Below are 16,480 nucleotides of genomic sequence, written 5' to 3' on the forward strand. Positions count from 1 at the left end.
GTTTACGTCGAATCCCATCATCCAGCCCCCGTGCTGCCTGCGAAGAACGGTACAAAGATGTCTGCCGGAACAACTACCGCCCGCATTTCACAGCGAATCTCCGCGATTGCAGAATCCGCCACCCTTGCCGTTGACGCCAAGGCCAAGGCACTGAAGGCCGCGGGACGTCCCGTGATCGGTTTCGGTGCCGGCGAACCTGACTTCCCCACCCCGGACTACATTGTCCAGGCCGCCATTGAGGCAGCGGGCCAGCCGAAGTACCACCGATACTCCCCCGCAGGTGGGCTCCCCGAGCTGAAGAAGGCCATTGCGGAGAAGACCCTGCGCGACTCCGGCTACCAGGTTGACCCCTCCCAGGTCCTGGTGACCAACGGCGGCAAGCAGGCCGTCTACAACACGTTCGCAACCCTGGTGGATCCGGGCGACGAAGTCATCATCCCCACCCCTTTCTGGACCACATACCCGGAAGCAATCCGCCTCGCCGGCGGCGTCCCTGTCGAGGTTTTCGCTGGACCGGAACAGGGCTACCTGGTGACCGTAGAGCAGCTTGAAGCCGCCGTAACGGACAAGACCAAGATCCTGTTGTTCGTTTCCCCGTCCAACCCCACCGGTGCCGTTTACAGCCCGGAGCAGGTTGCGGAGATCGGCAAATGGGCTGCGTCCAAGGGGCTCTGGGTTGTCACGGACGAGATTTATGAGCACCTGACCTACGACGACGTCGAGTTCACATCCATCGCCACTGCTGCACCGGAACTGGGCGACAAAGTCGTCATCCTTAACGGTGTTGCCAAGACTTACGCCATGACCGGATGGCGCGTGGGATGGATGATCGGCCCGGCCGACGTCATCAAGGCCGCCACCAACCTGCAGTCCCACGCAACATCCAATGTCTCCAACATCATGCAGGTCGCAGCCGCTGCTGCCCTCACGGGCCCGCTGACCGCCGTCGATGAGATGAAGGTCGCCTTCGACCGCCGCCGCAAGGCGATCGTTGCCGGCCTGAACGCGATCGAAGGCGTTGAATGCCCGACGCCGACCGGCGCCTTCTACGTCTACGCGGACGTCCGCGGCCTGCTGGGTAAGGAGTTCGAGACCTCCAACGGCCCCGTACGGCCGCAGACCTCGGCTGAGCTTGCCACGCTCATCCTCGACGAAGTCGAAGTTGCCATTGTTCCCGGCGAGGCATTCGGTCCCTCCGGCTACGTGCGGCTGTCCTACGCACTCGGCGATGACGACTTGGCAGAGGGCGTTCGCCGCATCCAGGAGTTCCTGGGCAAGGCCAAATAGCTTTCCCGCGGTCCGGAGCGCGGCTTCCTGACCCGCTTTGACGCAGATTCGGCCCTTGGGCAACCGCAGCAGGTTGCCCAAGGGCTGATCCCTTTCCAAACAAGGTCAGGAAGCTCCACCTGCGGCACTCATGAGGTGAGAGAGCGATCGGGAAAATCCAACGGGAAGTGAGAGAGCGCTAGAGGAGGCGACGCTCGGCCGCCCACTTGGTGAGTTCATGTCGGCTGGAAAGCTGGAGCTTCCTCAGGACAGCCGACACGTGCGTTTCCACTGTCTTGATGGAGATGAACAGCTCCTTGGCCACCTCTTTATAGCTGTAACCCCGTGCGATGAGCCGCATGACTTCGAGTTCGCGGGCGGAAAGTTTGTCCAATTCGTCGTCGGCGATGTCGGCAGGCGCCGTCCCGAAAGCATCCAGCACGAAGCCTGCGAGTCGGGGTGAGAAGACAGCATCGCCATCGGCCACCCGGATGACGGCATCGGAAATTTCCTTGCCGGAAATAGTCTTGGTGACGTATCCGCGTGCTCCGGCGCGGATCACGGACACAACGTCCTCAGCGGCGTCGGAGACACTTAGGGCCAGGAAGCTGGTGGCGGTAAGCAAAGCCATGGAACCGGCAATGACTTCACGGCCGCCGCCACCCAGTCCGCCGGGAAGGTGCACGTCCAGCAGCACTACTTCCGGGCGCGTCCCGGCTATGACGGCAATGGCCTGTTCCACGGTTCCGGCTTCACCCACCACCTCCATGCGTTCGTCGAGATCCGCTTTCAATCCGGAGCGGAAGATGGTGTGGTCGTCTACGATAACCACGCGTACCCTGCGTCCGGCACCATTCTCAGGGCTGTTGTTCATAGCTTCGCTTCTCCATTCCGCTGTTCGCCGTTGCGCAAGTCACCGTTCCGCAAGTCACCGTTCCGCTGATCGCCGGCGTCCATGCTTATTGATGGAAGGGCTAACCGGACTTCCGTTCCATCGCTGCTGCTGTTGATAACGGCTGTGCCGCCGTGCCGTTTCATCCGGCCGATGATGGACTCTTTAACGCCCAGCCTGTCGTCCGGGACGGCATCAGGGTCGAAACCCGGGCCGCGGTCCTTGATGAAGATCTCAGTACTACCGGCGGTGCTCTCCAAGTACACGGAGACCGTTCCGCCGCCGTGGCGGGCGGCATTGAGCATGGCCTCCCTGGCTGCCTGGACCAATGCTTCGTGCCGGTCAGTCATGTCAGTATCTCCGACAGATACCACCTCCACGGCATGCCCATGGGAGTCCTCCACTTCGGCTGCGACAGCTTTGATCCGGTCCGCCAGAAGGCCCGACTCCTTGGCGGGATCACTGAACAGCCAGGACCGGAGCTCGCGTTCCTGTGCCCTGGCAAGCCGGATCACGTCCTGCTCGGAACCGGCCCGGCGCTGGATGAGAGCCAGGGTTTGAAGCACGGAGTCATGCAAATGGGCGGCGATTTCCGCGCGCTCCGTTTCACGGACCCGGCCGGCGCGTTCGGCCTCAAGGTCCTTCCAAAATTTCAGTCCCCACGGCAACAGCACCAAGGCAACGCCACCCAGGACAGCGACGGAGGCCAACAGGGCCAACCAGGTCTGCTCCCATGATCCCGAACCGGACACCATCACCAGGACGCCGGCAACCACCAGGGCCAACCCCGCTGCCAGCCTCGTCCATCCGCCTGCCTGATCGGCCTTCGTCTTGTCCACCAGGCCGGCTCGTCGGGTCTCATCGAGCTGCATCCAGGCAATCGCTGCACCCCCGAGGATGGCGGCCGCAGGAATGAACGTGCCCAAAGGGACGTCAACGCCGAACTGGCGGGCGATCAGGATCGCAGCCACCAGGAGCAGCGCCGCTCCGAGCAGGATCTCCTTGCCGTACTGGATCTTGCGGAACGAGAACCAGGACGCCAGAGCACTTTCGTTGCCGACGCCGGCTCCGTCTCCGATGCCGGCACCGTTTCCAAGGCCGGCTCCCCCTCCAAGGCCGGCATCGTTGTCCGGGACGGAACCAGAGCCCGAGGTGGCGCCGGCCGTCACTGGTGAGGTTCCGGCGTCGTACGCTGGCGGCGCGGAAGATAGCGCGGTTGGGGCGGGCGCAGGCGGTAGGCTCACCGAAGGAGCAATGGGCGACGCCGGTCGTCGGGCGTTGTGCTTGGCGTTCTCGTCCGCGGTGGGGACCATGGTCCAGAGCCATGCGTAAAAGGCCACGCCTGCTCCACCGGCGAAGCAAGCCAGAATCATGCCAAGCCGGACGAGCTTGACCGGCCAGCCCAAATGTTCCGCCAATCCGCTGCATACTCCCGCGATCATGCGGTCGCTGTTGCGGACCAGCGTGGGGCGTTGTACAGCGGTTGTCATGTACCAATCCAAACACGGATCGCCGGTGCCCCGGACCGGAAACCGGCGTTCTTCGGGGGTCCCTCAGGGATCATTCAGGGTATCCCCCAGTAGAGGGCAGGGTGGTCCGGGAGGCAGGATCGAAGTATGAACGCGAACAGCATGAATCCAGAGGAACCCGAAACGCCAGGCACAGCCGGCGCATCCGGCTCCAGCGCCAACACCGGTGCTTCCACCGGCACCCCCGGTGCCACGTCCGGGGGACCTTCGGGAACTCCTTCGGGTGCCGCTGGAGAGTCCGGCGCTCCTTCGGGAACCGGTGACGCCAGCGGCAGCTACCCGCTGGCCCGCGATGCTACCGCAACCTCCCAGCAGAACTTCTTCGACTGGATCCGCAACCAGGGCATCCGCCGGGGACCGGATCGTTGGATCGGTGGCGTCGCAAGCGGGGTGGCACACCGGTTTGGCATCGACCCCCTGATAGTGAGGGGCATCTTCATAGTCCTGGCACTCTTCGCAGGCGTTGGCGTGCTGCTGTACGGCGTGGCTTGGGCGCTCCTGCCCGAGCCTGACGGACGCATCCACGTTCAGGAAGCAGCTGCGGGGCGTTGGTCCGGGGGCATGACCGGTGCCTTGATCACCACCATCATCGGTTTGCCGAGCCTGGGCCGCGGTTTCTGGGGCTGGGGCTGGGACGGACTTCCCGGCCTGTTCTGGACGCTCTTCTGGATGGGCGGCGTGTTCTACCTGATCTACTTCCTGGTCCAGCGCAACAAAGCGTCGAAGGGAACTCCGCCTGTGGGCCACCAAAATTATTCCGCGACGCCCTACTCTTCCGGCAGCACAGCCGCCTACGGTACGCCTGGGCCGTTCGCTTCCACCTCCACCGGCACCAACACCGGCGTGCCTGTCTACGGCACTGGCCAGCCCGGCAGCAAGAGCTACGGGCAACCTGCGGGTGGTGCTTACGGCCCGGCAGCTGGCCACGGTTCCGGGCCGGTTCCCCAGTCCGGGCCGTACGGTCCATCGGGCCCGTCCATGCCTTCCGGCCCGCGTCCTCCCTACGGTTCCACTCCCCCGCAAGGCTGGCAGCCCAAGCCCGCCGCTCCGAAGCGGAGAGGTCCGGGGGCCGCCATCGTTTCGGTCTCTGCCGGTGCGGCACTTCTCGCCGGCGGCACGTTGAAAGCGCTCGACGCCGGAAACGTCATTGATCTGGGCAACTCGGGTAACGCAGTGGTCTGGGCTACAGGTGCAGCAGTACTCGGTCTGGGCATCCTCGTCGCCGGGCTCCGTGGGCGGACATCGGGGTTCCTCGGTTTCCTCGCCGTGGCGGCCTTGGTCATTGGCGGGATATTCAACGTAGTCCCCAGAGACGGTGACCGATTCACTTTCCACGACGTGAACTGGGCCCCCACCAGCGTGGAACAGGCACGGCAAGGCATCAATGTCACCGGCGCACAAGGGGTGGTGGACCTGAGCGAGATCACCTTGACGCCGCCCCTGGTCTCCGAGTTACTGATTCCGGTTGACGCCACGGCCAGCAATGTCACCGTCATCATTCCCGATGACGTCCCCGTGGAGGTCAGGGCGGACATGACGTTCGGCAACCTCAACGAACGTGGAACAGACCGAGGGGGCCGCCTTCAGGACGAGCGAACGCTCTACAACACCGAAAAGCCGGGCGCCAACCTCGTGGTGGAAATTGACGGCACGTTCAGCAACGTGACCATTCAGGAAGGAAACTGATATGAGCACCAACGAGACTGGCAAAGCACGTCCAGCACAGCCAACAGATCAAGTACAGCCAACAGAACCAGCGCAGCCAACCGAACCAGCGCAGCCAACCGAACCGCGGCCCAAGGAAGCACGTAGCGGGGAACCACGTACTACCGAAACCGGCCCCACGGAGGCCCTGCCCCGGGAAAAGCGCCCCACCGAAGCCCTTCCGAAGCCGAGCCTCCAGCAGATCCCGCTCACGCCACCGTTGGAGCCCACCTTCAAAGTGGAGCACCCGGACGACGACGAACCCCGGCAGGCACGGATCGGCACCGTGGTGTGGGGGTTGATTGTGATCGCCCTCGCGGCACTGATCGTCATCTCAACACTCGGCTGGGTCACGCTGAACGGTACCTATGTACTGATCGGCTTGATGATCGGTGCGGGAGCAGCCCTGGTGGTCGGCGGCCTCGTGGCGGCCCGTAAGAGCTCCGGAACACCCAAGAGCCCGGCGAAATGACCGGACGCAACGACGTGACAAAGCAATCACAACAGGGAAGGGTGTAGCCATGGACAAGTTCTTCAGCATCGTCAGGGGCTTCGGCCTGAAGCGTGGTCCGCAACGTTGGATCGGCGGCATCTGCGGAGGAATCGCAGCAAAGCTCGGGGTAGACGTGGCGTATGTCAGGGTCGCTTTCCTGCTCTTCTGCCTGCTGCCCGGCCCCGCCTTCGTGGTCTATATCCTCGGCTGGCTCATCCTGCCGGACCAGAACAACAAGATCGCACTCGAATCCTTCATCAGCCAACGTTCCCGGTAGTCGCAGGTTGCAGCGGTCCGAAATCAACGAAACGCCCTGCCGGCCGGCGGGCGTTTCGTTGTTTCAGCCAGGTTTCCACTACCGCACGGCCAGGGTCAAAAGTAATCGTTTGTGTCCCACCCCACATGCGCGTCTACAATCATTGGGAGCTCAGCGTGGCGCTCTGCACGTATTCCTCCAAGCCATGAGTGAGCAAACATGAAAATTGGCATTCTTACCAGCGGTGGCGACTGCCCCGGCCTCAACGCAGTGATCCGGGGGTCAGTCCTCAAAGGCATTGCCATCCACGGCCAGGAGTTCGTGGGTTTCCGCGACGGCTGGCGAGGTGTGGTTGAAGGTGATGTCATCGACATCCCCCGCACCATGGTCCGAGGTATCGCCAAGCAAGGCGGCACCATCCTTGGCACCTCCCGCACCAACCCGTTCGAAAACGGCGGCGGCCCGGACGTCATCAAGGCGCACATGGAACGCCTGGGCATTGACGCCATCATCGCAATCGGCGGCGAAGGAACACTGGCAGCTGCCAAGCGCCTCACCGACGCGGGCCTGAGAATCGTCGGCGTCCCCAAGACCGTGGACAACGACCTCGATGCCACCGACTACACCTTCGGTTTTGATACCGCCGTGCAGATAGCCACCGAGGCCATCGACCGGCTCCGCACCACCGGCGAATCCCATCACCGCTGCATGATTGCAGAAGTCATGGGCCGCCACGTCGGCTGGATCGCCCTGCACGCCGGCATGGCAGCCGGCGCCCACGCCATCCTGATCCCGGAGCAGAAGGCGAGCATCGAACAGATCACCGAATGGGTCCAGGAAGCCCACGACCGCGGCCGTGCGCCACTGGTAGTAGTCGCTGAAGGCTTCGTACCGGACCACATGGAGTCCCCGCACTCCGAGCGCGGACTCGATACCTTCGGCCGTCCCCGCCTGGGCGGCATCGCCGATCAACTCGCACCCGAAATCGAGGCGCGGACCGGCATCGAAACCCGGGCCACCATTCTCGGCCACATCCAACGTGGTGGCGTCCCCACCGCCTACGACCGCGTCCTGGCCACGCGACTGGGCATGGCCGCCATCGACTCCGTCGTGGAAGGCCGCTGGGGCACCATGGTGGCCCTCAAGGGAACGGACATCTCCCACGTGGGCTTCGAGGAAGCACTTGGCAAGCTCAAGACCGTACCGCAACACCGCTACGACGAAGCGTCAGTCCTGTTCGGGTAGTCCGCTAGGCTGAATCCATGACTCTAGAGCCCACGTCTGCTGCCATCATCCAGCTGGCGTGGGCTCGCCGTTTGGGGCTCGACGACGACGCTTTCGCTGCCGCGGCTGCCCGGCTCACCACTTCCGCGGCGGACCCCGGCGAGCTCGGCAACCGTATTGCGCGTGTGGATGATTCTGCGAGGGCATTGGTTTTCCTGCGCCTCTTTGGCGTCTCGGCGCTCGTTGGACCGGAGTGGGCGCTGGATGCGGCGGCGTCAATCCCGGACACCGAGCTTGCTCAGCACGTGACGCTGCTGACCATCACCCGGGCACATGGCGGACACGGCCTCGGCTCCTCCGCCTTGTTCTTTGCGGACGATCTGCCGCTCCAGCAGCCCTCCGACGAACATACGGTGTCGCAGGGCAACCCGGAAGCGATCAGCCTGGAGGGTTTGTGCCCTCCGGACGACGCCAACGAGGTTGGCCTGCAAGGGCTCGAGCATCGGTTCACCATCATGCATCCGGAAGAGGATCAGCCAACGCCTGTTGCCTGCGGCGCCTATTCCGAGTGGGAAGGCATCCTGGCCAACATGGGCGTTCTGGTTGCGCCTCCATGGCGACGGCGCGGCTTGGGGACACTGGCGGCGTCAATTGCTGCTCATGAGGCGCTGGCATCCGGGCTGACCCTTCAGTGGAAGGCCGATGTCAGCAACACCGGAGCGCTCGGGATGGCCCGCAGCCTTGGCTTTGCCACAGGCGGGCTCCACGCGAGCGTACTGCTCGGCTGACCAAGAACTGAACTGGCCCGGCTTTGAGCTAATAGGGGTGGAAACAGTCCCTAAAACAGCGCGGGACCAACCCAAAAGTGGGCTGGTCCCGCCACCGGACAAGCCCTACTTCCGGACAGTTTCCTGTACCGCCGGTTCGCCAGTGGCTTTATTGCCCCAACCGCTGACCGACTTCGGCTTGCCAAAGAACAACGCCACCACGGCACCCAGCAGAATCGCGCAGGCCGGAAGCAAGATGGACTGGCTCATCGCCGTCGAGAATCCTGCATGAAGGGCCTCGGGCAACACGCCGCTCATGGACGCCTCCCCTACGGGAGCCCCGGCGGGTGCTGCGGGCAACTCGGCGGCGAGCCTGGACTGGATGAGGGCGGCAATGGCAGCCGAACCGAGGACAGCTCCGATTTGGCGGGTGGTGTTGAAGACGCCGGAACCGGCGCCCGCCTGGCGTGGTTCCAGGTTGCGTGTGGTTGCGTTGGACACCGGCCCCCAGATGAAGGCGTTGGCAACACCCTGCAGCGCGCTGGGCAGCAGGAACATCCAAATGGGCGTGTCCGGCCCCAACAGCGATGCCGTCCAGAACAATGCCCCGGCCAGGCATACGAGTCCGAACGATGCGAACCAGCGCGGGTTGGCGCGGTCTATGAGCTTGCCAACGAAGGGGGCAAGCGCACCGGAAATAACGGCCATGGGGATCATCAGCAACGCAGACTGTGTGGGCGTCAGGCCACGGACGGTCTGGTAATAGAAGATGGTGGGCAGCGGGAAGGCCGTCACCGTGAACCCGACGGCCATGATGGTGGTGTTGCCAAGGGAGAAGTTACGGTCCTTGAACAGGCCAAGCGGCAGCAAGGGTTCCCCGCCGCGGCGTTCAAGGATCCACTGCCAGGCTACAAACAGCACCAGGACTACGAGACCCGTGATGATCAGCCCCCACACCGAAATGAAGCCGGTGACGGTTCCCCACTTGTACGTCTGTCCCTCTTGGATGCCAAAGACCAGCAGGAACATGCCGACGGCGGACAGCACCACGCCCACGACGTCGAAGGTGTGGCTGTGGGTGGTCAACTTCGGCACGAAACGCATCACCAGGAAGAAGGCCACGATTCCTATGGGGACGTTGACGAAGAAGATCCACTCCCAGCCAAGGCTGTCCACCAGCAAGCCGCCAAGGATCGGTCCGATCAGCACGGCCATTCCCGCCGTGGCTCCCCACAATCCCATGGCTGCACCACGCCGGTCCGGTGGGAAGATACGTGTGATCACTGCCATGGTTTGGGGAGTCATCATGGCGGCGCCCAGGCCTTGGACGGCCCTCGCAGCGATCAACATGGTGACGTCACCGGAGAGTCCACACCACAGCGAGGCGAGCGTAAAGACGACCAAGCCGATCAGGTACAGGTTCTTGGGCCCAAAGCGGTCCCCCAGCCTGCCGGTGATCAGCAAGGGCACGGCATAGGCCAGCAGGTAGGCGCTGGTGACCCAGATGACGGCGTTGATGTCTGTGTTGAGGCCCTCCATGATCCGAGGGTTGGCGACCGACACGATTGTGGTGTCGATGAGGATCATGAAGAAGCCCACCACCAATGACCACAGCGCGGGCCACGGCTTAGCTACGTTTTCCAAGGGATTCCTTTGGCTTGTGTGAAAGTTCTGTTGGGGTTGGCCGGGGTTCATCCCAGGGCAGGCGCCCGTTACCCAGCTCCTCCAGGAGTTCGCGGATCCACGCGATCTCTGTCCGGCGCATAGCTTGTTGATACGTGATGTCGATCCAGTACTTGCGGTCCAGCCCCTTGGCCGTGACGGTTGCCTCGGCATGGACGAGGAAGTCGAGATCAGCTCCGAGGGCCACCACCCGCTCCTCGAGCAGTTCCATCACCACTGCCGCGGGAAGATGATGGGCTTCAGCGATCGCGTGGGGAAAGACAGGGTATTCGTTGACGGGCGTGGACAGCATGGCCTGGAGCCGCGCGTCGAGGGCATCATGTCCTGCAGGGGTAATTCGGTACGTGGTCCGTTCGGGACGGTTGCCTTCGCGTTCCGTTCCCGTGGCCTCCACCAGCCCGTTTTCCTCAAGCCGGCCCACCGCGTGATAGAGCGTTCCGGGGCGCACTTTGACGAGACGGTCTTCATGGCGGGCCATCAACAGTTGATACATCTCGTACGGATGCATGGGTTCCTCTGCGAGGAGCGCCAAGGAGGCGACACCCAGCGGGGTCAATTCAGTGATTTTTGGCATCGCAACCCCTTCAGCGATCACATATTCCACAACAACTATTCCACGTGGAGTATCTGGACGCAAGAAATGCCAGGAAGCCCTCCCGACAAGCAACCGGGCCCCCTGGCGATATCTGCTTTTAGCCCAGGAGGTCTTGAATCTCTGACCTGGCGAACATCGTGGCGGCCTCACGCGCGGTGGGGGTTCCGGCGTCGGGATCTGCTCCCGCGTCCAGCAGGACCCGGGCGACGCCGGTGTATCCCTTGAAGACCGCTCCCGCGAGAGGCGTCTGTCCGCGATCATTCGCGGCATTTACGTCAGCGCCGTGATGGACGATGAGCTGAACGGCTTCCTCGTGCCCGTGGTAGGCCGCCAGCATCAGCAAGGAGTCGCCGGCGGCGTTGGTCAGCGTGGCAGGCGCGCCGGCATTCAAGTAGCCACGAAGCAGTTCGGTGTCCCCCTCGCGGGCAGCATCAAACAAGGCGTGGGCCAGGGCCAACGTTTCGTCGTCGGGGCCGGTTGCTTGGCTCATCGGTGGGGTCCCTTCAGGAAGCCGGTCTGGCGCCCGACGACTTGGCCGGCGTCGGGGGCGACGATCACTTCCTGGGCTGCGATGTACAGCTCTTCGCCGTCCATCACCGTGAGGGTTTCCTCCGCCGAAACGGACCGCTTGATCACGGCCAAAGCTACGGGTCCCATTTCAAAGTGCTGCGCCACCGATGTCAGGGTACCTACCTTGCGCTCCCCGACAAATACGACACTACCAACGGCCGGCAGCGTGTGCTGTGATCCATCAAGTTGCAGGAACACGAGGCGGCGCGGCGGGTGGCCAAGGTTGTGGACACGCGCAATGGTCTCCTGCCCCTTATAGCAGCCCTTGTTCAAATGAACCGAGGTCCTCAAAAGGTCCAGTTCGTGGGGAATCGTCTTCTCGTCGGTCTCGGCACCAAGGCGGGGCCGCCACGCTGCAATCCGCAGGGCATCTGCCGCCATGGCACCCGCCAATGGCAGGCCTTCCACGGATTGTTCCAGCTCGCCGGCCGGTACAAGATACTCGAACCACGGGCGTTCCAGGCCGGGGTGCGATTCCTCGGGGACGATGCTGTACGCGTAACCTCCAGGGCTAACGTGCGGCCATGGATCCTCCCACACCAAGTGGCTGGCTAGCCGCTCCACCGGCTTGGTGGCGCCCAACACGGCCCACTGCTCCGAAACGTCCTCAATCTCGACGCGCAGCATGAATTTCATCTTGTTCAGCCACTCAGCAAGCGCCCCTGCTTCGACCGCTTCCACGATCAGCCATGTGGTGCCGCCGTCATCAATAACGCGGGCATCGAACTCGATGCGGCCTTGGACGCTGAGCAACAGCAGTTCGCTGGCCACGCCGGGCTGGAGGTTGGTGAGCTGCTGGGATGAGAGCGTGTTCAACCAACTGAGCCGGTCCGGGCCAGCCACGGTCACCACGCCACGGTGCGAAAGATCCACGACGGCGGTACCGGTCGCCAAGGCGCGCTGCTCCCGCAGCGGTTCGCCGTAATGGGCCGCGACGCCGGCATCCAGGCCGGTATCTTCAACGGCGCCAGGGCGCGACAACAGGGGGCTCTTGTAAGTCATATGTAGTAGAAGTCCTTGCGGGTCAGCGGTATTCCGTGGTCAGCGGTATTCCGGGTTTTCGAAATCGAATCGAGTGCCCGCTTTCCATTCCTCCGGCAGGTTGCCGTAGGCAGGAATACCCCCGGCATCCCGCAGGAGCTTGGCCATGTGGAGCAGGTTCCACGTCATGAAGGTGGCGTTCCTGTTAGTAAAATCACTCTCCGGACCACCCGATCCTTCATCGAGATAGCTCGGTCCGGGTCCCACCGGGCCGATCCACCCGGCGTCGGCCTGGGGTGGAATGGTGAAGCCGATGTGCTGAAGGCTGTACAGCACGTTCATGGAACAGTGCTTGATGCCGTCTTCATTGCCGGTGATCAGGCAGCCACCCACTTTGGGGTAGAAGGCCCATTGGCCCTTGCCATTGAGTTCGCCGGAGTGGGCATACAACCGTTCGATGAGTTTCTTGGTCATGGACGAGTTATCGCCCAACCAGATGGGACCCGCGATCACCACGATGTCTGCGTCGCGAACATCCGGGTAGATCTCCGGCCACTCGTCGGTTTCCCAGCCGTGCTCACGCATGTCCGGGTACACACCGCTGGCGATGTGGTGGTCAACGGTCCGGATGAGACGGGTGCTGACGCCCTGCTTCTCCATGATGTCCCGGCTGATCTTGATCAGGCCATCAGTGTTGCTGAGCTGCGGCGAGGGTTTCAGTGTGCCATTGAAAAAGACAGCCTTCAGCCCGCTGTAGCCCTCCGGTTTGAGGTGGTTCACTATCTGCTCCTTCTGCTGGTTGCTGTGGAACGTACAGTGAGGCCTCGGGTCAGGAGACCTTGTGGAGGAATGCCGAGGCGTGCGCTTCAAGGGCCTTGCCGCTGGCGGCGACGTCCCAGCGCCACAAGAGGTTGCCATCCACCAGGCCGAAGATGCGCGTGGCCGCCGTGTACTCCTTGGAGTGGCTTCCACGCATCACCATGTCCGTGCTCAGCTGGATCTGGGGTCCCTTGATCTGGCCGTAGTAGAGCTCGGTGATTCCGCCGGGGTGGGAGATCGACACTGAAATGTCGAAGCCGCCCTCTTTGTTGCGGCGCTCCTCGACTTCGTCGGCTGTCTTGAGGACGGGGACGATGTCGGCCGGGATCAGGCCGGGGCCGCCGTCGCCTTCTTCAAGCTTCCTTTCCAACGCCCAGAACCCGGTCTCAACGGTCAACGGGCGCAACTTTTCGCCGGCGTCGTCGCTGAGCCAGGTTTCGGCTCGGTACTGCAAGTACGGGAGCCCGTTATGGGTGAAGGAAACGTGCTGGACAAAATGCTCGGAATCCTCGTCTCCGCTGCCGAGCCGGCCGCGGCCTTCCCACTCACCAATGAGCCAGGAAAGAGGGACAAGTTCAGGCGTCAGATCTGTTGGGATCTCAATAGGCACAACGATTACCTCTGTTGGGCTGCAGGACCGGAAGGTTTACTTCTGGCCCTTGAAAAGGCGGTAAACGACAAATCCCGCAAACCATGCCATGGCTACGCTGGCCAGGCCAAGGAGTACGAGGAAGAAGATTTCAAATGCGAGTACAGACATGATGCAATCCTAACCGTTAGAAGATGAGTAGTTTGTCTATGAAGTAAGCCATTGCCCCCACAGCCCACACGGGAGCTACGCCCATTCCTATCGCTGCCGGGATGTTGAGCCGTCCCCGCCGGAGTGTGGTCATCCGCCGGAAGCACACCAGGACCGATCCCATCACCACGCCTACCAAAGCAGCGGGAAGCACGGCGATATCCGAAAAAACAAGGCCCGCCAACGGCCCCATCAGTCCAGCCATGACCACTCCGAGCGGAGCCACGATCCGGTCCGGCCAGCGGATAATGCCCACCAGGAGGGCCACCGCGGCACTGAGTCCGGCCACGAGGACCATCTCCTTGACGCCGTTGAACCGCGCACTGGCGATCCATCCCGCGCCGAGGCAATTCAGCAGCACGCCGGCAGAGCAACCAAGTGTTGATTCCAGCCGCTGGGCCTGCCCCGTTCCCCTGACCAGCTGAACGACGAACACCGCCATCACGCCCAAAGCCACGAACGCAGGTGTGCCTTCCAGGAACCCGGGCGCCGGCATGTAGGCAGCAGTGACGGCCGATCCCGCGCCTGCCAGAGCGATGACCGCGGCGAGCGTTTTCTTGGCCGGGACGCCCAGGAAATGCGGCCAGCCGATTCCCACGGCCGCGGACGCAGCGATGCCGACCCCCACCATGGCTTCCCGGGAAACGAAGGTGCTGGCCACGATGGCTGCGAGCGCCACGAGTCCGAATACCCCGATGCTCCAAGACTTCACTGTGTGCCGACCTCAATCCGATGCGCCTTACGACCTCTCGACAATCCTGCCTTAAGCCGGACGAATATGTCGTAATTCCGGCGCTTGCCCGTCACGAATCCATGTGTCCTAGGGCACTGATGGGTATACTCAGACATCAACAGCGCACTGTGTTGGCCGCGATCCCGTTACAACGGGAGAGGCTGCCGATGTGTTGTGACCGACCGGTGAGACTCCGGTTTCGACGCCCGATGATGCGCGTACAGCCCATTGGAGGAACTATGTCGCACATCCTGCTCCTAACGAACAGCACCGGCTCTTCGGTGGACATTTTGCCTGCCTTGGAGTTGCTGAACCACCGCGTGCACATCCTCCCGGCAGAACCCACAGCCCTACTGGAAACCGACCCCACGGACATCGTCTTCCTGGATGCCCGAAAGGATCTGGTGGGGGCCCGGTCGCTGACCCAGTTGCTGAAGGCCACGGGCCTCAGCGCGCCCCTCATGCTGATCCTCACCGAGGGCGGCATGGCTGCCGTCTCGTCCGCGTGGGCTGTTGATGACATCGTGCTGGACTCCGCAGGCCCCGCGGAAGTCGAGGCCCGCATCAGGTTGGCCATGGCCCGTGCCGTGCCGGGCGAAGAGGAAGCCCAGACCGAGATCCGGGCAGCCGGCGTCGTGATTGACGAGGCAAGCTACACCGCCCGTGTTAGCGGGCAGCCCTTGAACCTGACGTTCAAGGAGTTTGAACTTCTGAAGTACCTGGCCCAGCACCCGGGCCGTGTATTCACGCGCCAGCAACTCCTGACGGAGGTCTGGGGCTACGACTACTACGGAGGCACCCGAACTGTGGACGTCCACATCCGGCGGCTTCGCGCCAAGCTCGGAGTGGATCACGAGAACCTGATCAGCACCGTCCGCAACGTCGGCTACCGGCTCACTCTTGTCCGCCTCCCGGACGATGAGCTGTCCGAGGCCTGAGCGGTATCTGCAGCAAGCAAAGAAGAGGCCAGGATCCACACGGATCCTGGCCTCTTCTACTTCTTGGTGGAGGACATACGGGTCGAACGTATCGAGGCCACCCCACTGGTGGATCCCCCCTGCGCTGACTTAGGGACAAACCGCAAAGCCGAACGAGATAACGAGACTACCTCCCATTTCAAGTGACATCAAATCAGCAGGCTTGCGCCGGACGTATAGCCTTACATCATGAGTCACGCGCACCCGGAAAACTGGCCCGTATTGATCATCGCCGGCGCCTTGGACACCGAGCTCCTGAGGGACGTCAAGAGCCTCGCCGCAGCTGCCGCGGAATCGGACGGTAATCCTCCCTTCTCCGAGCAGACGTTGGTCATGCTGCGCGGTGTGGACGCGGGCGACCATACGGTCTTGTCTTTCGTCCTGTACGCCCCGGACGAAGATTCCGATCCGGCTACCGCTGATGACCTGGCCGGCGTCGCCGTCGTGGTTGAAAGTGGAGACGGAAGCGGCGTGCTGGAGCTTGCGGTCCACCCCAGCTACCGCAACCAGGGTGTGGCTGGAAGGCTCCTGGACGCCCTCCAAGGCAAGCGGGGGCTCCACGGACTGGGCGCGTGGTCCCACGGCAACCACGAGGCCGCCGCCGAGCTCGCCAGGCGCTTCGGCTATGGTCCGGTGCGTGAACTGTGGAAGATGCGGCTGATGTCTTCAAGCTCGGCACTGCCCGACGCCGGACTCCCGGACGGTGTTTCGATCCGCGCCTTCGTGCCCGGCCAGGATGAGCAGGCATGGCTCGCCGCCAACAGTGCCGCGTTTTCCCACCACCCCGAACAGGGTTCACTGACACGGGCGGACCTCGAGGCACGCAAGGCTGAAGATTGGTTCGATCCCGAAGGCTTCCTGCTGGCCGGGAATGCCGAAGGTGAACTGTTGGGTTTCCACTGGACGAAGGTCCACCCCCGGCAAGGTCCGCATCCTGCCATCGGCGAGGTCTACGTGGTGGGCGTGACGCCGGCAGCGCAGGGCTTGGGGCTTGGCAAGGCCCTTACGGTTGCAGGCATCAAGCACCTCCAGGACCAGGATCTGCACGCCGTGATGCTCTACGTGGACGCCGACAATTCGGCAGCGGTAGCCCTTTATCAGAAACTCGGCTTTGTTCGCTGGGACACCGACGTCATGTATGGGCCCATAACCAAAAATTAACCTGCGGGGATCACTTGCCGGAAAGCCGATG

17 protein-coding genes are annotated in these 16,480 nt (G+C 63.0%); 8 read left to right on the forward strand and 9 right to left on the reverse strand.

Translation table 11 applies throughout. The features are described from left to right. The first annotated feature begins 57 nt into the window (after nucleotides 1–57). Nucleotides 58–1,287, forward strand: coding sequence for a pyridoxal phosphate-dependent aminotransferase (locus ACLRGI_RS04590; RefSeq protein ID WP_419200476.1), 1,230 nt, complete (start codon nucleotides 58–60; stop codon nucleotides 1,285–1,287). Nucleotides 1,288–1,465: 178 nt separating this feature from the next. On the opposite strand, the gene ACLRGI_RS04595 is transcribed toward ACLRGI_RS04590, so the two are convergent. Both ACLRGI_RS04595 and ACLRGI_RS04600 read right to left on the reverse strand, forming a co-directional pair. Next, a complete protein-coding gene (locus ACLRGI_RS04595) occupies nucleotides 1,466–2,140 on the reverse strand; it encodes a LuxR C-terminal-related transcriptional regulator (protein ID WP_419200477.1) in 675 nt (224 codons plus the stop codon). Beyond that, nucleotides 2,137–3,648 (reverse strand): ATP-binding protein, encoded by a 1,512-nt coding sequence (locus tag ACLRGI_RS04600; protein ID WP_419200478.1) that lies wholly within the window; start codon nucleotides 3,646–3,648, stop codon nucleotides 2,137–2,139. The genes ACLRGI_RS04595 and ACLRGI_RS04600 overlap by 4 nt, the downstream gene beginning before the upstream one ends. 126 nt (nucleotides 3,649–3,774) lie before the next feature. Between ACLRGI_RS04600 and ACLRGI_RS04605 the strand changes: the two genes are divergently transcribed. From ACLRGI_RS04605 to ACLRGI_RS04625, 5 genes are all read left to right on the forward strand, one after another. After that, nucleotides 3,775–5,373, forward strand: coding sequence for a PspC domain-containing protein (locus ACLRGI_RS04605; RefSeq protein ID WP_419200479.1), 1,599 nt, complete (start codon nucleotides 3,775–3,777; stop codon nucleotides 5,371–5,373). Nucleotide 5,374: 1 nt separating this feature from the next. Beyond that, nucleotides 5,375–5,863 (forward strand): hypothetical protein, encoded by a 489-nt coding sequence (locus tag ACLRGI_RS04610; RefSeq protein ID WP_419200480.1) that lies wholly within the window; start codon nucleotides 5,375–5,377, stop codon nucleotides 5,861–5,863. Nucleotides 5,864–5,912: 49 nt separating this feature from the next. Further along, a complete protein-coding gene (locus tag ACLRGI_RS04615; RefSeq protein ID WP_419200481.1) occupies nucleotides 5,913–6,161 on the forward strand; it encodes a PspC domain-containing protein in 249 nt (82 codons plus the stop codon). 198 nt (nucleotides 6,162–6,359) lie between these two features. Further along, complete coding sequence (locus tag ACLRGI_RS04620; RefSeq protein ID WP_419200482.1) at nucleotides 6,360–7,385, forward strand: ATP-dependent 6-phosphofructokinase; 1,026 nt, start codon at nucleotides 6,360–6,362, stop codon at nucleotides 7,383–7,385. Nucleotides 7,386–7,402: 17 nt separating this feature from the next. Beyond that, a complete protein-coding gene (locus ACLRGI_RS04625) occupies nucleotides 7,403–8,152 on the forward strand; it encodes a GNAT family N-acetyltransferase (RefSeq protein WP_419200483.1) in 750 nt (249 codons plus the stop codon). 105 nt (nucleotides 8,153–8,257) lie between these two features. On the opposite strand, the gene ACLRGI_RS04630 is transcribed toward ACLRGI_RS04625, so the two are convergent. From ACLRGI_RS04630 to ACLRGI_RS04660, 7 genes are all read right to left on the reverse strand, one after another. Then, nucleotides 8,258–9,775 carry a DHA2 family efflux MFS transporter permease subunit gene (locus ACLRGI_RS04630; RefSeq protein ID WP_419200484.1) on the reverse strand — a complete coding sequence of 506 codons (1,518 nt, stop codon included), beginning with the start codon at nucleotides 9,773–9,775 and terminating at the stop codon, nucleotides 8,258–8,260. Then, the gene (locus ACLRGI_RS04635) at nucleotides 9,759–10,388 is read right to left on the reverse strand and encodes a PadR family transcriptional regulator (protein WP_419200485.1); all 630 of its coding nucleotides are present in this window, start codon (nucleotides 10,386–10,388) and stop codon (nucleotides 9,759–9,761) included. The genes ACLRGI_RS04630 and ACLRGI_RS04635 overlap by 17 nt, the downstream gene beginning before the upstream one ends. Nucleotides 10,389–10,506: 118 nt before the next feature. Then, nucleotides 10,507–10,899, reverse strand: coding sequence for an ankyrin repeat domain-containing protein (locus tag ACLRGI_RS04640; protein ID WP_419200486.1), 393 nt, complete (start codon nucleotides 10,897–10,899; stop codon nucleotides 10,507–10,509). Continuing rightward, the gene (ygfZ, locus tag ACLRGI_RS04645; RefSeq protein ID WP_419200487.1) at nucleotides 10,896–11,981 is read right to left on the reverse strand and encodes a CAF17-like 4Fe-4S cluster assembly/insertion protein YgfZ; all 1,086 of its coding nucleotides are present in this window, start codon (nucleotides 11,979–11,981) and stop codon (nucleotides 10,896–10,898) included. The genes ACLRGI_RS04640 and ygfZ overlap by 4 nt, the downstream gene beginning before the upstream one ends. Nucleotides 11,982–12,020: 39 nt before the next feature. Further along, nucleotides 12,021–12,740 carry a flavodoxin family protein gene (locus ACLRGI_RS04650; RefSeq protein WP_419200488.1) on the reverse strand — a complete coding sequence of 240 codons (720 nt, stop codon included), beginning with the start codon at nucleotides 12,738–12,740 and terminating at the stop codon, nucleotides 12,021–12,023. 49 nt (nucleotides 12,741–12,789) lie between these two features. Then, a complete protein-coding gene (locus ACLRGI_RS04655; RefSeq protein WP_159733525.1) occupies nucleotides 12,790–13,389 on the reverse strand; it encodes a nitrobindin family protein in 600 nt (199 codons plus the stop codon). 166 nt (nucleotides 13,390–13,555) lie between these two features. Then, nucleotides 13,556–14,290 (reverse strand): permease, encoded by a 735-nt coding sequence (locus ACLRGI_RS04660; protein WP_419200489.1) that lies wholly within the window; start codon nucleotides 14,288–14,290, stop codon nucleotides 13,556–13,558. 260 nt (nucleotides 14,291–14,550) lie between these two features. Between ACLRGI_RS04660 and ACLRGI_RS04665 the strand changes: the two genes are divergently transcribed. Both ACLRGI_RS04665 and mshD read left to right on the forward strand, forming a co-directional pair. Further along, a complete protein-coding gene (locus ACLRGI_RS04665; protein WP_419200490.1) occupies nucleotides 14,551–15,249 on the forward strand; it encodes a winged helix-turn-helix transcriptional regulator in 699 nt (232 codons plus the stop codon). 228 nt (nucleotides 15,250–15,477) lie between these two features. Then, nucleotides 15,478–16,449, forward strand: coding sequence for a mycothiol synthase (gene mshD / locus ACLRGI_RS04670; RefSeq protein ID WP_419200491.1), 972 nt, complete (start codon nucleotides 15,478–15,480; stop codon nucleotides 16,447–16,449). Nucleotides 16,450–16,480 lie beyond the last annotated feature (31 nt).

It is taken from the genome of Paenarthrobacter sp. PPS72 (assembly GCF_048537125.1).
Taxonomy (GTDB): domain Bacteria; phylum Actinomycetota; class Actinomycetes; order Actinomycetales; family Micrococcaceae; genus Arthrobacter; species Arthrobacter nitroguajacolicus_E.

Excerpts from the sequence above, each read along its gene's own strand:
- ACLRGI_RS04590 (WP_419200476.1), top strand. The coding sequence starts at position 58 with ATGTCTGCCGGAACAACTACCGCCCGCATTTCACAGCGAATCTCCGCG.
- ACLRGI_RS04595 (WP_419200477.1), bottom strand. The coding sequence starts at position 2,140 with ATGAACAACAGCCCTGAGAATGGTGCCGGACGCAGGGTACGCGTGGTT.
- ACLRGI_RS04600 (WP_419200478.1), bottom strand. The coding sequence starts at position 3,648 with ATGACAACCGCTGTACAACGCCCCACGCTGGTCCGCAACAGCGACCGC.
- ACLRGI_RS04605 (WP_419200479.1), top strand. The coding sequence starts at position 3,775 with ATGAACGCGAACAGCATGAATCCAGAGGAACCCGAAACGCCAGGCACA.
- ACLRGI_RS04610 (WP_419200480.1), top strand. The coding sequence starts at position 5,375 with ATGAGCACCAACGAGACTGGCAAAGCACGTCCAGCACAGCCAACAGAT.
- ACLRGI_RS04615 (WP_419200481.1), top strand. The coding sequence starts at position 5,913 with ATGGACAAGTTCTTCAGCATCGTCAGGGGCTTCGGCCTGAAGCGTGGT.
- ACLRGI_RS04620 (WP_419200482.1), top strand. The coding sequence starts at position 6,360 with ATGAAAATTGGCATTCTTACCAGCGGTGGCGACTGCCCCGGCCTCAAC.
- ACLRGI_RS04625 (WP_419200483.1), top strand. The coding sequence starts at position 7,403 with ATGACTCTAGAGCCCACGTCTGCTGCCATCATCCAGCTGGCGTGGGCT.
- ACLRGI_RS04635 (WP_419200485.1), bottom strand. The coding sequence starts at position 10,388 with ATGCCAAAAATCACTGAATTGACCCCGCTGGGTGTCGCCTCCTTGGCG.
- ACLRGI_RS04640 (WP_419200486.1), bottom strand. The coding sequence starts at position 10,899 with ATGAGCCAAGCAACCGGCCCCGACGACGAAACGTTGGCCCTGGCCCAC.
- ygfZ (WP_419200487.1), bottom strand. The coding sequence starts at position 11,981 with ATGACTTACAAGAGCCCCCTGTTGTCGCGCCCTGGCGCCGTTGAAGAT.
- ACLRGI_RS04665 (WP_419200490.1), top strand. The coding sequence starts at position 14,551 with ATGTCGCACATCCTGCTCCTAACGAACAGCACCGGCTCTTCGGTGGAC.
- mshD (WP_419200491.1), top strand. The coding sequence starts at position 15,478 with ATGAGTCACGCGCACCCGGAAAACTGGCCCGTATTGATCATCGCCGGC.